Consider the following 12737-nt stretch of genomic DNA (forward strand, 5'->3'; position numbering starts at 1 on the left):
GCATCTGCCGTTCAGCTCAGCGGCCGTTGTGGCCAGGGCTCGGCCGGCGGTCAGCGGTACTGAGCCACCAGCGGGCAGGTGAACGTGTCCTTGGCCCCCAGGCCGACCACGTTGAGGTGCCGCACCACGATCCCGTAGGAGCGCCACAGGGTGGTCTGCGTGTAGGTGACCTTGTGGTCGGCGCAGAACTGGCGGACCAACGGTGCCACCCGGCGAAGGTGCGGGCGGGGCATGTTGGGGAAGAGGTGGTGTTCCACCTGGAAGTTCAGGCCTCCCATGGCGGTGTCGACCCAACGACCACCCGAGATGTTGCGGCTCATCAGGGTCTGCCGGCGGAGGAAGTCCAGGCGCATGTCCTTCGGAACGATCGGCATGCCCACGTGGTTCGGGGCGAAGGAGGCGCCCATGTACACACCGAAGACGGCCAGCTGAACGCCGAGGAATGCTCCGGCGATTCCCGGCGAGAGCACGAGGAACAGGAAAGCCGGGAAGGCGACCAGCCGGATCGCCAGGAAGACGATCTCGATCGTGCGCCGCTTCAGGGGTGCCCGGCCGAAGACCCGTTTGGTGCTCGTCACGTGCAGGTCGAGGCCTTCGAGCAGCAGCATCGGGAAGAAGAACCATCCCTGGCGCTTCAGGAACCAGTCGATCGCCGGGTGGCGGCGGCGTTCGTCGGCCTGCTCGGGTGTGAAGGTCACGTAGGGCAGGTCGATGTCCGGGTCCGAGCCGCGCTTGTTGGGGTTGGCATGGTGGCGGGAGTGCTTGCTCTGCCACCATCCGTGGCTCAGTCCGACGAAGAGGTTGGCCAGCACCAGCGCCGTCCAGTCGTTCCACTTCGGTGAGTTGAAGATCTGCTTGTGCGCGGCGTCATGGCCCAGGAAGGCGATCTGCGTCATCACAGCACCCATGACGACGGCGAGGGCCATCAGCCACCAGCTGCTGCCGATGAGCACGATCGCGGCGATGATCGCCCCGAGTGCGAGGGCAGCGCCGATCAGGCGAGGCCAGTAGTAGTCATAGCGGCGCTGCAGCAGCCCGCTGTCACGAACCTGCCGTGTCAGTGCACTGAACTGGCTGATGTAGGCATCTCGTGGGCGTTCGGCGGTGGCGGTCATCGCGCACCTCTTTCGCGTGAAGGTTGGGCGCGCGGGCACCCTGGTTCGGGGGCGTGGCCGATGCTGCGTCGGCAGACCGGCTGAGAAATGCGACCGGCCGCCGTCGGGCGTACCAACGGCGGCCGGTCGAGCAAGCCAGTTCGCTCCGTGCTGGAGCGGCCTGCGTCAGTGTCAGAGCGGGCGGATGTTCGATGCCTGCGGGCCCTTCGGGCCCTGGGTCACCTCGAACTCGACGCGCTGGTTGTCCTCGAGGGAGCGGTAGCCGTCAGCCTGGATGGCCGAGTAGTGCGCGAACACATCGGCGGTGCCGTCCTCGGGGGCGATGAAGCCGAACCCCTTCTCAGAGTTGAACCACTTCACGGTGCCTACGGTCATGCGTTTCTCCATCATTCAGAGTTCGGGCCCGACTGTCGGGTCCGAATCAGCCACGGTGCCGGCGTCAGCTCTTCCTGGTGAAGAAAAAACGCCCCGAGCCTTTCAAGGCTGGGGCGTCCGACGTGCGATTCACTGCAACCAAGTTTAACCCTACCGCACAACGGCCGGTTTGTGGGGTGTGGGTTGTGACTCATCGATTTCGCGTGTCCCCAGCCGGCTCCGCATGTGCACAGCGCCGGGTGGTTGTCCGAGTCGACACGTATGCGTGGGCCTGTGCGTCATGGTGCCGCGCTCCGCGCATCTGCGTCAGTTCGGACACGCCCAGCGATCGATGGGCAGGGAGGGCGCGCTGCGGATCACACCCGCGTACCGGTTGTCGCGGTGATGAGCTACCTGGGGGTAGCTGCGCGGTCGGTAGGCTCTCCTGCCGTGACCCGACGACGTATCGACCCCAGCGAGGGTGAGTCTGCTGTGGGTGTGTGGCTGGCAGGGGAGGCGGACCGGCGGTCGGTGGCCACCGCCGTCCGCTACGCCCTGCAGACTCTCACCGACCGCGCCCCTGGTCATTCGGTCGAGGTGCGCGTGCCTCCAGCGGGCGTGACGCAGGTGATCGAGGGGCCGCGGCACACCCGCGGCACTCCGCCCAACGTGATCGAGACCGACGCTGAGACCTTCCTCGCACTCGCCACCGGGCGCCTAACCTGGGATGAGGCTGTCGCCTCGGGTTCGGTGGCGGCCTCCGGCCAGCGCGCTGACCTCGGCGCGCTGCTGCCGCTGTGGGGCACTCCGGTTGGTTGAGCCTGCCGTCGGCCGCGCATGCCGGGTCGCCGCTGCGGCACCCCGGCTCGAGGCGGACTCTCGGCCCGAGGCGCAGCGCAGAATTGCGAACTCCCCGCTACTACAGTGGACCGGTGAGCACCGATGACCCGACCGATCGCGACGGCGTCGCTGGTCCAGGCCGTGCGGCCTCCGATCAGCCCGAGGAGACCGGGGTGAGCGTGCCGGAGGCCGCGGCCGAGCCGGACGAGGTGAGCGACGCCGTCGGGCAGGGTGATCAGGCCACGGCGAGCGGATCCGCCGATGGAGGCGCCGCCGTCGGGGATGAGCCTGGTACGAGTGCTTCGTCAGATCCCCTGGAAGCTGCCGGTGGCGAACCCGGAGAGGAACGCCGCATCGCCGATGCCGTTGACCGCAGTCAGGTGCGCCGCGCACCGCGCTACCGGAACTTCGCCGTGCTCGGTGGTCTGCTCGGAGTGCTGATCGCCGCGATCGCGACCCCGTTCGCCGACGAGACCGAGTATCTCGGCCACGGCGGACTCTTCCTGGTGGTGGCACTGACCCTGGCCCCGGTCGGGATCCTGCTGGCCTGCCTGCTGGCCCTGCTGCTCGACCGGAGGTCGCGATGACCACGTCCGCCCAGCGTCGGCGCGTCCGGCTCTCACCCGCAGCCGAGCACGCCGTCCACCCGTTGCTGGAACGAATCCGCACCGAGCAGGGGGTCCCTGGGTCGTTCTCCGATGAGGCCCTCGCCGAGGCCGAGGCCGCTGCCGAGGAACCGGTCACCGGTGGACTCGACCTGACCGATGTACCGTTCCTGACGATTGACCCGCCCGGGGCGCGCGATCTCGATCAGGCCATGCACATCGCCCGCGACGGCGCGGGCTACGTGGTGCAGTACGCCATCGCCGACCCTGCCTCGTTCGTGCAAGCCGGAGGTGCGCTCGATACCGAGCTCGCCGACCGTGGCGTCACGTTCTACGGACCGGACGGCTCGATCACCCTCCACCCGGAGGTGATTTCCGAGGCTGCGGCAAGCCTGCTCGAGGGACAGACCCGTCCCGCCTGCGTCTGGCAGATCCGGCTCGACGGCGACGGGGGAGTGCTGGAGGCGGGCGTCCAGCGCGCGCAGGTACGTAGCCGCGCCCAGCTCGACTACGACGATGCCGCGCGGCGGATCGAGGGCGCCGGGGACGAACCGGCCGGTGAACTCGACCAGGTGCTGGTCCTGCTGCGCGAAGTCGGGCGGCTGCGCGCCGCGCAGGAGCGAGCCCGAGGTGGGGCGTCGCTGGCGATCCGGGAGCAGGAGGTGGTGGCCGATGACGGTGGTTACCGTCTGGTCCAGCGGGCACAGCTCGACGTGGAGGATTGGAACGCCCAGATCTCCCTGCTCACCGGGATGGTGGCGGCCGATCTGATGCGTCAGGCCCGGGTGGGGGTGTTGCGGACCCTGCCACCGGCCGACCCCCGCGATGTCGACCGGGTGCGACGGGCCGCGCACGGGCTCGGGATCGACTGGCCACAGGGCCGGCCCTACGGTGAGGTGCTCTCGGGCCTGGACTCCGCCGATCCGGCGCACGCTGCGTTCCTGCAGGAGGCTACGAGCCTGTTCCGCGGCGCTGGGTATCTCACGTTTGACGGTGAGCTGCCGGCTCACTCTCCCCACGCGGCGATCGCCTCCGAGTACGCGCACGTCACCGCACCCTTGCGGCGCTTGGTCGACCGGTATGGGCTGGAGATCTGCCTGGCTGCGACTGCGGGCACCGAGGTCCCCGGTTGGGTGCGAGAGGCGCTCAAGGACCTGCCGGGCATCATGGGCCGGGCCGGTCAGCGTTCGTCCGCCTATGAGCGTGCTTGCGTCGACGCCGTCGAGGCTGTGCTGCTGCGTGGCCGGATCGGGCAACGCTTCGAGGGCGTCATCGTGGAGGTGGACACCCCCGACGGCGGCTCTTCCGCCGAGCAGGACGGTTCACCTCGGACCGAGGAACAGCGGGGCACCGTGGTCCTGGCCGAACCTGCCGTACGGGCGCAGATCACCGGCTCCGGCTTGCCCCTGGGGGAGTGGGTGCAGGTCCGAGTGGCGCACGTGGACGTCGACGAGCGCAAGGTGAGATTCGCGCTCGCCTAGTGGCGCCCTGTCGTCGTCACTCTGACTCCACCATCACCCTCCATCATCACCGGGGGTGAAGTTGACGTCGATGATCGGCCCATAACCGACGTCAACTTCACCCCCGGTGATGATGGCGCCGCTAGGTGATCGCGGTGCCGTGGTGATTGGGCAGCCGGTGCCCGGTGTGGGACCATGGTGGTGTGGTACGCGGAGATGGTCGTCTCACTCATGAGCTCCTTCCCGGCGAGAAGGGCCCGCAGGATGCCTGCGGTGTCTTCGGCGTCTGGGCCCCCGGCGAGGAGGTGGCGAAGCTCACCTATTTCGGGCTGTACGCGCTGCAGCATCGGGGTCAGGAGTCGGCGGGGATCGCCACCAGCAATGGTGAGCAGATACTCGTCTACAAGGATATGGGCCTGGTCTCCCAGGTCTTCGACGATATGGCGTTGCGCTCCCTGACCGGCCACATCGCCCTTGGGCACACGCGTTACTCCACCACGGGCGCGAGCACCTGGGAGAATGCGCAGCCCACGCTGGGCCCGACGTCCTCGGGAACCATTGCGCTCGGTCACAACGGCAACCTCACCAACACCGGCGAGCTGATCGATCTGGTGCGCGAGCGTTACGGGAGCACCGTGCGCGACCGTGCCCTCGACGATTGCGCCTCCGACACCACCGTGCTGACTGCGCTGCTGTCCGGAGACCCTGACCACTCACTCGAAGAGACCGCCATCGAGGTGCTCCCGCGGGTGCGTGGGGCGTTCTCGCTGGCGTTCATGAGCGAGACCACCTTGTATGCAGCTCGTGACCCTCAGGGAATCCGCCCACTGGTGTTGGGACGGCTCGAGCGCGGCTGGGTGGTCGCGTCCGAGACGGCTGCGCTCGACATCGTGGGCGCCGCATTCGTGCGCGAGATCGAACCTGGTGAGCTGATCACGATCGACGCCGACGGTTTGCGAACCCGCCGGTTCGCCGAGGCTCAGCCGAAGGGGTGCGTCTTCGAGTACGTCTACCTCGCCCGCCCTGACACCACGATCAGCGGACGGTCGGTCAACGCCGCGCGGGTGGAGATGGGTCGTGCACTCGCGCGTGAGCACCCGGCCGAGGCCGACCTGGTGATCCCGGTGCCGGAGTCCGGCACACCGGCGGCGATCGGGTACGCGACCGAGTCGGGAATCCCGTTCGCGCAGGGGTTGACGAAGAATGCTTACGTGGGCCGGACGTTCATCCAACCCAGCCAGACCATCCGTCAACTCGGCATCCGCCTCAAGCTGAACCCGTTGCGTGAGGTGATCCGAGGCAAGCGGCTCGTGGTGGTGGACGACTCGATCGTGCGCGGCAACACCCAGCGCGCACTGATCCGGATGCTTCGCGAGGCCGGTGCCGCGGAGGTGCATGTGCGGATCTCCTCGCCACCAGTGAAATGGCCCTGCTTCTACGGCATTGACTTCGCGACCCGCGCCGAGTTGATCGCCAACGGCCTCAGCGCCGACGAGATCGGGCAGGGGCTCGGGGCGGACACGCTCGGCTACATCTCCACCGAGGGCATGATCGCAGCGACCGAGCGACCGGCCAGTGAGTTGTGCGCGGCCTGCTTCACCGGCGAATACCCCGTGATGATCGACGGTCGGGAGGCTGCCGAGCAACTCGGTGATCAGGACGAACTTCCGCTCGGTCAGCCTGAGGACGGATTGCGCTCGCTGAGCGTCTCCGCCGGCGGGTCTGGAGCGCTGGTCCACCCGTGAGCGAGCCCATCACCTACGCCTCGGCCGGAGTGGACACCGAGGCGGGAGACAAGGCAGTCGAACTGATGAAGGACGCGGTCCGTGCCACCCACGGGCCGCAGGTGCTGGGAGGCGTCGGCGGGTTCGCCGGCCTCTACGATGCCACGGCCCTGACCCGCTACCGCAAACCGCTGCTGGCCACCTCCACCGACGGCGTCGGGACGAAGGTCGCGCTCGCTCAGGCGATGGATGTGCACGACACGATCGGATTCGATCTGGTCGGCATGGTCGTCGACGACATCGTCGTGGTGGGCGCCGAGCCCCTGTTCATGACCGACTACATCGCGTGCGGATCGGTGGTTCCGGAGCGGATCGCCGACATCGTGCGCGGGATCGCCTCGGCCTGCTCGGCCGCCGGTACGGCACTCGTGGGCGGGGAGACCGCGGAGCACCCCGGCCTGCTGGATCCGGACGAGTACGACGTGGCCGGTGCCGCGACCGGCGTGGTCGAGGCCGACGCTGTCCTGGGCCCGGAGCGGGTGCAGGCGGGCGACGTCCTCCTCGCCATGGGCTCGAGCGGACTGCACTCGAACGGCTACTCGCTGGTGCGCCGGGTGATCTCGGTGGCCGGCTGGGAGCTCGACCGTGACGTTCCCGAGTTCGGCCGGTCCCTCGGTGCGGAGCTGCTGGAACCGACCCGGGTGTACGCCGCCGACTGTCTCGCTCTCGCGCGGGACGAGCAGATCGGGGTACATGCCTTCACCCACGTCACCGGTGGGGGGCTCGCGGCGAACCTGGCCCGGGTGCTGCCCGCTGGTCTGGTGGCGGACGTGGACCGGTCGTCCTGGGTCGTACCGCCGGTCTTCGACGTAGTGCGACGCCTGGGGTCGGTGCCGTGGTCGGACCTGCAGAACACCCTGAACCTCGGCATCGGCATGGTGGCTGTGCTTCCGCAGGCAGGTGTGGACGCCGCGATTCGAATGTGCGCCGAACGCGGTATGCCCGCCTGGGTGCTCGGGCACGTGCACTCGGCTGAGGACTCTGACGGCTCCGACGTCATCAGTGGCACCAAGGGCGTGCAGGGTGGCGGCGTGCGGCTGCTGGGGGAGTACCGCACGTCCTGAGCGCTGTGTGAAGCGACCACGGCACGGCGGGTGGCTGCGGACGGGCCCTACCGGCCGCTCGGGGCGGCATGCGATTCCGCGATGCTCCGGTTCCCACGAGGTGCCGATCGGCGACTCGGACCGGGGACCTGCGGGTCACGCTGGCTGCACATGCGCAACGACCTCACCCGACGAGTGACGTCGTCCGGTGAGGTCGTGCAGTGACGGACCAGGTCAGTCCGTCAAGGGCGGTGCGGGGGAGCCTGCCATTCGTCGTCAACGTCCTCAGCAGGCGGTACGTCGTACCGATCTGCGAGGTCCGTCTGAGTCGACGACGAGGACAGCTCGCGCTCGAGCGCCTGGTAGTCAGTCTCGGGGCTGTAGTACTTCAGCTTCCGAGCGACCTTCGTCTGCTTTGCCTTCTGACGGCCGCGCCCCATGGCGTGACCCCCTCCACCGGTAAGTGCCGGAACCACACCGTCAAGAGACGTAGTGACCCCGGGATATGGTCATGTGTCGTGTAACAACCGTATCGCGCGGATGTGCCCGTCGGCCAACTGGCAGAGCCCATCCGCGCCGTACTGCGAGGAGATTCATCTCACGCAGTGGGATGAATCACTTCTTGCGGCGACTCAACGAGAGGCCAACGATCGCAAGGACCGCCGCCGCTGCTGCACCGGCGATACCGATGGCCTTGGGGTCGCCGCTCTTGAGTCCCTCGACGAAGGACGTCACTCCGGCCTGGGCCTTCTCCTTGGCCTCCTGCGCCTGGCGTCGCGGGTCGACCCGTTGCGAGAGCTGGTCGACGGTGTGGGTCAGCTCCTCGCGGGTGGCAGCCAGGTCGGCTTCGATCTCCGCTGCGGTGCGCTTGCGCTTCTGCTCGCTCTCGCCGCTCACTTGCCCACTCCCTGCTTGATCGCCTCGACGTCCTTCATCACGCTTTCCTTGGGCTGCGGGGTGGGGCCCTTCGCGATCTGCGTCTTGCCCAGTAGTGCGAGGATCGCTGCGATCACTAGCAGAGCGCCCGCCACGATCAGCGCCGCCGCCCACTCCGGTAGTGCAGTGCCAGCGAGAGCGAAGTAGGCAGTGAAGAGCAGCCACCCGAAGCCGAACAGGCCGAACACGGCCGCCCCGGCGAACAGGACCGCCCCGGCACGCACGGACTTGCCCTTCTCTGCAATCTGAGCCTGCACCAGCTGCAACTCGTCGCGGATCAGCCTGGAGAAGGTCTCCGAGAGCCTCCCGACGAGGGAACCGATGGACGGCTCTCCGGCCGCCCCTGAGGTCGTCCTGCTCTCACTCACCGTTTCTCACCTCTCGCTTGCCTGCTGCCTGCACGCGCGACGCACTCGAGCGCTCACGCCTCTACCCAACCGTGCCGGTCACGCATCGGCAACACGCAGTCTACGGATGAACCGGGGTGCTGGGGGCTGGGCGCGGTACGCGAGGGGTACTTCACGCGGTCCGTGCCTGAGAATCGACAGGATCTGGCCGGGGTGGCCCGACCTCAGGGGCGCGTGACTGAACCGTCCCGCCGCCTGAGGAGCGCCCACCGGTCGTGCTCGAGCGGCTTGGGTGAAGGGTGCCGAGCCGCCGCAGCCTCATCGAAGTCGATACCTAGGCCCGGTTGGTCCGACGGCACAAGCATGCCGTCGGTGGCCACCAACGTCCCAGGGAACACCTCCCGGGTAGCCTCGCTGAACCGGGTGTACTCCTGCACCCCGAAGTTCGGTGCAGTGACATCGATCGCGACGTTGGCCGCGTGGGCGAGTGGCCCGACGTCGCCGGGGCCGTGCAGCGCGGTGCGGACGCCGTAGAACTCGCACAGCCCGATGAGCTTGCGAGCGACCGTGATGCCACCCACGCAGCCGATTCTGATGCGAGCAAAGTCGATCAGTCGGCGCTGGGCGAGCGCGACGAACTTGGCTGGGTCGTTGATGAGCTCACCCACGGCCAGTGGGACCACGGTGGCCTGCCGCAGCTCCGCGAACCACTCCAGGTCCTCGGGGGCCAGCACGTCCTCGAGGAAGAACAGGTCGTAGGGCTCGAGCTCCCGCGCGAAACGGATCGCCTGTACCGGGGTGAGTCGCTCATGGGCGTCGTGCAGTAGCTTGACCTCCGGTCCCACCGCCTCTCGCAGCCTCGCGAACATCTCAGGCACGATCTGGAGATATCCAGTTTCATCCCACGGAAGGTCTCGGGTGCGCTGACGCAGTCGCGCTTGCTCCGTTCCGGTCTTGCTGCCGTAGGTGTCGACCCCGGGTGCGGCAACCTGGGCCCGTACGTGCTCGAAACCCTCGGCCTGGTACGCACGCACCTGGTCGATGACCTCATCGATCTCGCTACCGTGCGCGTGTCCATAGAGCGCCGCGCCCGTGCGCACACGACCGCCGAAGAGCTCATAGAGCGGCAGGCCGGCGTCCTTACCCTTGATGTCCCACAGGGCGATGTCCACAGCACCCACGGCGTGGTTGGTCACGGACCCGTTGCGCCAGTATCCACTGAGCTGCAGCAGTTGCTGGATGTCTGTGATGTCCGCAGGGTCCCGCCCAATCAGCAGGGGACCGAGGTAGTCGTCCAGCACTGTGCGTACCGCGTGGGTTCGCTGGGGGTCCGAGACGCATCCGAGTCCGTACAGGCCCGGCTGGTTGGTCTCGATCCGGACGACGCAGTAGGGGATGCCGTTCTCCGGTGCAGTCAGGAACGTGCGCACTGCGGTGATGTGCGTGCCACGTCGACTTGGCCACGGGGCCCTCGCCAGGACCGGTGCTGCCTCGGACATGTTCCGCTCTCCTTCGGTTGACGAATTCATCTCGGCGCCGTGGCCGATGCTGCTTCTGCGAGATCTGGCCACATGTCGCGCCAGTCGTGCTCGGGCACGAAGCCGAGGACGTGTTCGGCCCGTCGAGTGTCGATGAGCCCCTGGGGCCCGGTCAGCGCCGTCCTGATCTGCGTGTCCGGGTGGAACTGGGCCAACAGTTCGTTCGTGTCCGTCTCGACTGTGGTGGTCGGTGCAGCGACGTTCAGTGCGTGGTAGCCATGCACCGGCACGGTCAGGGCGCGGTGGAAGGCGCGCGCTGCATCCCGCGCGTCGAGCCAACCCCAGAGTTCCTTCGCTCCCACGCCACCGGGCTCGGCCTGGTCGAGCTGGATGCGCTGACGCAGGGTTTCCCCCGAGTTGGTGAAGGGCATGCGCAGGCACACGAGGTCCATGCCGTGGCGTCGATGCATCATCGCGGCCATGGACTCATCGGTCTGCTTGGTCACCGCGTAGGGGTCATGCGGGCGCTGTGGGTGTCCTTCGTCCAATGGCACGTACTCCGGCGAGAACCTATGTGGTGTCCAGGCCATGCCGTAGATCGACATGCTCGACGAGACGGCTACTCGTGTGATTCCTGCCTCAGCGGCCGCGTGCAGGGTGGCGAAGGTGGAGAGCACGTTCGTAGCCACCATGTTCAGTGGATCCTCGTCCTGCGGGTGCGGCACCGCGGCTAAGTGCGCGACGGCGTCGCTTCCGTCCATCACCTGCTCCAGCAGGCGCTCATCGTCGGCGCCTCCCTGGCGCCATTGCAAGCAAGGGTGGCCGTTGAGTACCTCGGGGCACGCCTGACGATCGACGGCACGTACCCGTATCCCCTGCCGCAGCAGTTCCTGGGTCACGTGCAGGCCGACGTTGCCCGCCGCCCCGGTGACTACGACTCGCATGTTTCTGTCTCCGCGTCTGTCAACGTCAGCCTCACTTGAGCGCACCTCCGATCGCCCCAGCCACGATGTGCTTCTGAAGCGCCGCGTACAGCAGCACGAGTGGCGCTGCCACCATCAGCGTCGCTGCGGCCAGCTGCGCAGATTGGTTGCCGTAAGTGCCGAAGAACGCGAACAGGCCACGGCTGATCGGGAACCTCGCAGGGTCAGCCAGCACCACGGTCGCGATGATGATGTCGTTCCAGACGTTGATCGCCTGGAAGATGAAGACGGTGACCAGCACAGGCTTGGCCAGCGGCGCGATGATGGTGAACAAGTACCGGAAGTACCCGCAGCCGTCCATGCCGGCGGCCTCGTCGAGGTCTGTCGGGACCGATCGCAGGTATCCGGTGATGAGGAACGGGCCTAGTCCGAACCCGGCGGTCATGAGCAACACGTATGCGATCCGGGTGTCATACAGGCCCAGCCAGAGGATGAGCTGGAACTGGGTGACCAGAGCGTTCGGCAGGAACATCGAGATGACGAACAGTCGATACCAGGCGTCGCTCCAACGGATGTATCGGCGCGCGATCGGGAACGCAATCAGCAGGGACAGCACGACCATGACGGTTGCCGAGAGCAGCACGTAGCCAATGCTGTTCAGTACATAGGTACTGAACCCACCCGTCTGCCACGCTTGCACGAAGCTGTCGAGAGAGACCGTACTGGCCAGCCCCGTCGGGTCAGCGAGGAACTCGTCCTGCGACTTGAAGGCGGTGTTGACCAGATAGAGGAGCGGCACCAGCCAGACCAGGGCTGTCAGCACCAGCACCACATAGGCGCCGGTGCGGCCCAGGCGGGAGCCGGTGCGCCGCCGATTGGCTCGGGCGTTGGCTCGGGCGCGGAGTTGGATCGTGGTCACAGTTGCACCTCCCGTCGACGCAGGAATCGCAGCGCGACCATGGACACGATGAGCACCAGGAAGAACTGCAGCATCGACAGTGCTGCCGCGTAGCCCTGCCGTGTGCTTCCTCCTCCGGAGCCGTCCCCACCGAAGGCCTCGGTGAACACCTCGAGCGCCAGCACCGAGGTTTCGAAGCGACCGCCAGTCAGCACATAGATCAGTTGGTACGTCTGCATCGAGCCGATGATGGCGATGAGCGTGTTGACCGTGATCGCCGGGGCGATCATGGGCCAGGTCACGTGCCGAAAGCGGGTCCAGGCTCCGGCTCCATCACAACGTGCGGCCTCGTAGAGCTCGCCCGGGATGGTCTGCAACCCGGCGAGCAGGATCATCATCGCGTAGCCCATGCCGGTCCACATCTGCACACCGATGACCAGGGCGAAACTGATATTCGGATCGCCGAAGAACGCGGTGCTGACGCCGAATGACTCGACGATCGACGCCGCGGGCCCGCGGTTGGGCTGGAAGAACAGTGAGAACGTCAGTGCGATGACCACGACGCCCAGCACCGTGGGCAGGAACACCAGGGACCGGACGATCGTACGGCCGCGAAGTCTGCCGTTCAGTAGCACCGCGATCCCCAGTGCGATCGCGGACTGGACGACGGACAGGACCAGCACGAACTGCAGCGTCCGCATCAATACCCGGGCGTTGTCGTCCCACTGTCCGAGGAAAAAGCGGCGGTAGTTGTCGAGCCCGACCCACTCCCAGGGGACGTTCGGCGTCCCCGACAGATTGGTGAGGCTGACCACTGCGATGGCGATCGCCGGTCCGAGTACGAAAACGGTGAAGATGCCGATACCCGGCACGAAGCCGACCCACGGCATGACCTTGCCTGCCCGACCTGCGCCGAGCGGGGATCGTACGACTGACGGCTTCCGCTGCTTCGTA

At 67.3% G+C, this 12737-nt stretch carries 14 protein-coding genes; 5 read left to right on the forward strand and 9 right to left on the reverse strand.

The genetic code is table 11. From position 1 onward, the window contains the following. Positions 1–50: 50 nt before the first annotated feature. Together FV560_RS11220 and FV560_RS11225 are read right to left on the reverse strand one after the other, a co-directional pair. The gene (locus FV560_RS11220; RefSeq protein ID WP_159621631.1) at positions 51–1115 is read right to left on the reverse strand and encodes a fatty acid desaturase family protein; all 1065 of its coding nucleotides are present in this window, start codon (positions 1113–1115) and stop codon (positions 51–53) included. Positions 1116–1286: 171 nt separating this feature from the next. Further along, positions 1287–1490 carry a cold-shock protein gene (locus FV560_RS11225; protein ID WP_159621632.1) on the reverse strand — a complete coding sequence of 68 codons (204 nt, stop codon included), beginning with the start codon at positions 1488–1490 and terminating at the stop codon, positions 1287–1289. Positions 1491–1874: 384 nt separating this feature from the next. Between FV560_RS11225 and FV560_RS11230 the strand changes: the two genes are divergently transcribed. From FV560_RS11230 to purM, 5 genes are all read left to right on the forward strand, one after another. Beyond that, a complete protein-coding gene (locus FV560_RS11230; RefSeq protein ID WP_159621751.1) occupies positions 1875–2288 on the forward strand; it encodes a sterol carrier family protein in 414 nt (137 codons plus the stop codon). Positions 2289–2401: 113 nt separating this feature from the next. Beyond that, positions 2402–2896: a hypothetical protein gene (locus FV560_RS11235; protein ID WP_159621633.1), complete on the forward strand. Its 495-nt coding sequence runs from the start codon at positions 2402–2404 to the stop codon at positions 2894–2896. After that, positions 2893–4395 (forward strand): RNB domain-containing ribonuclease, encoded by a 1503-nt coding sequence (locus FV560_RS11240; RefSeq protein WP_159621634.1) that lies wholly within the window; start codon positions 2893–2895, stop codon positions 4393–4395. Before FV560_RS11235 ends, FV560_RS11240 begins: the two co-directional genes overlap by 4 nt. A 182-nt stretch (positions 4396–4577) precedes the next feature. After that, on the forward strand, positions 4578–6119 hold the full coding sequence (gene purF / locus FV560_RS11245; protein ID WP_159621635.1) for an amidophosphoribosyltransferase: 1542 nt from the start codon (positions 4578–4580) through the stop codon (positions 6117–6119). Further along, positions 6116–7222 carry a phosphoribosylformylglycinamidine cyclo-ligase gene (purM, locus tag FV560_RS11250; protein ID WP_159621636.1) on the forward strand — a complete coding sequence of 369 codons (1107 nt, stop codon included), beginning with the start codon at positions 6116–6118 and terminating at the stop codon, positions 7220–7222. The genes purF and purM overlap by 4 nt, the downstream gene beginning before the upstream one ends. 221 nt (positions 7223–7443) lie before the next feature. Here purM and FV560_RS11255 read toward each other — a convergent pair whose 3' ends face one another. The 7 genes from FV560_RS11255 to FV560_RS11285 form a co-directional block, all read right to left on the reverse strand. Then, positions 7444–7641 (reverse strand): DUF3073 domain-containing protein, encoded by a 198-nt coding sequence (locus FV560_RS11255; protein ID WP_159621637.1) that lies wholly within the window; start codon positions 7639–7641, stop codon positions 7444–7446. Positions 7642–7816: 175 nt separating this feature from the next. Continuing rightward, positions 7817–8098 carry a DUF3618 domain-containing protein gene (locus FV560_RS11260; protein ID WP_159621638.1) on the reverse strand — a complete coding sequence of 94 codons (282 nt, stop codon included), beginning with the start codon at positions 8096–8098 and terminating at the stop codon, positions 7817–7819. Continuing rightward, positions 8095–8505, reverse strand: coding sequence for a phage holin family protein (locus tag FV560_RS11265; RefSeq protein ID WP_159621639.1), 411 nt, complete (start codon positions 8503–8505; stop codon positions 8095–8097). Before FV560_RS11265 ends, FV560_RS11260 begins: the two co-directional genes overlap by 4 nt. Before the next feature lie 203 nt (positions 8506–8708). Continuing rightward, positions 8709–9983 carry an enolase C-terminal domain-like protein gene (locus FV560_RS11270; protein ID WP_200837630.1) on the reverse strand — a complete coding sequence of 425 codons (1275 nt, stop codon included), beginning with the start codon at positions 9981–9983 and terminating at the stop codon, positions 8709–8711. A gap of 26 nt (positions 9984–10009) precedes the next feature. Next, positions 10010–10906 (reverse strand): NAD-dependent epimerase/dehydratase family protein, encoded by an 897-nt coding sequence (locus FV560_RS11275; RefSeq protein WP_159621641.1) that lies wholly within the window; start codon positions 10904–10906, stop codon positions 10010–10012. A gap of 31 nt (positions 10907–10937) precedes the next feature. Then, the gene (locus FV560_RS11280) at positions 10938–11804 is read right to left on the reverse strand and encodes a carbohydrate ABC transporter permease (protein ID WP_159621642.1); all 867 of its coding nucleotides are present in this window, start codon (positions 11802–11804) and stop codon (positions 10938–10940) included. After that, positions 11801–12673: a carbohydrate ABC transporter permease gene (locus FV560_RS11285; protein WP_159621643.1), complete on the reverse strand. Its 873-nt coding sequence runs from the start codon at positions 12671–12673 to the stop codon at positions 11801–11803. Before FV560_RS11285 ends, FV560_RS11280 begins: the two co-directional genes overlap by 4 nt. Positions 12674–12737 lie beyond the last annotated feature (64 nt).

The sequence above is a fragment of the Ruania rhizosphaerae genome (assembly GCF_009805705.1).
Lineage (GTDB): Bacteria > Actinomycetota > Actinomycetes > Actinomycetales > Beutenbergiaceae > Ruania > Ruania rhizosphaerae.

Excerpts from the sequence above, each read along its gene's own strand:
- FV560_RS11220 (WP_159621631.1), bottom strand. The coding sequence starts at position 1,115 with ATGACCGCCACCGCCGAACGCCCACGAGATGCCTACATCAGCCAGTTC.
- FV560_RS11230 (WP_159621751.1), top strand. The coding sequence starts at position 1,875 with ATGAGCTACCTGGGGGTAGCTGCGCGGTCGGTAGGCTCTCCTGCCGTG.
- FV560_RS11270 (WP_200837630.1), bottom strand. The coding sequence starts at position 9,983 with ATGTCCGAGGCAGCACCGGTCCTGGCGAGGGCCCCGTGGCCAAGTCGA.
- FV560_RS11275 (WP_159621641.1), bottom strand. The coding sequence starts at position 10,906 with ATGCGAGTCGTAGTCACCGGGGCGGCGGGCAACGTCGGCCTGCACGTG.
- FV560_RS11255 (WP_159621637.1), bottom strand. The coding sequence starts at position 7,641 with ATGGGGCGCGGCCGTCAGAAGGCAAAGCAGACGAAGGTCGCTCGGAAG.
- FV560_RS11225 (WP_159621632.1), bottom strand. The coding sequence starts at position 1,490 with ATGACCGTAGGCACCGTGAAGTGGTTCAACTCTGAGAAGGGGTTCGGC.
- FV560_RS11240 (WP_159621634.1), top strand. The coding sequence starts at position 2,893 with ATGACCACGTCCGCCCAGCGTCGGCGCGTCCGGCTCTCACCCGCAGCC.
- FV560_RS11285 (WP_159621643.1), bottom strand. The coding sequence starts at position 12,673 with ATGCCGTGGGTCGGCTTCGTGCCGGGTATCGGCATCTTCACCGTTTTC.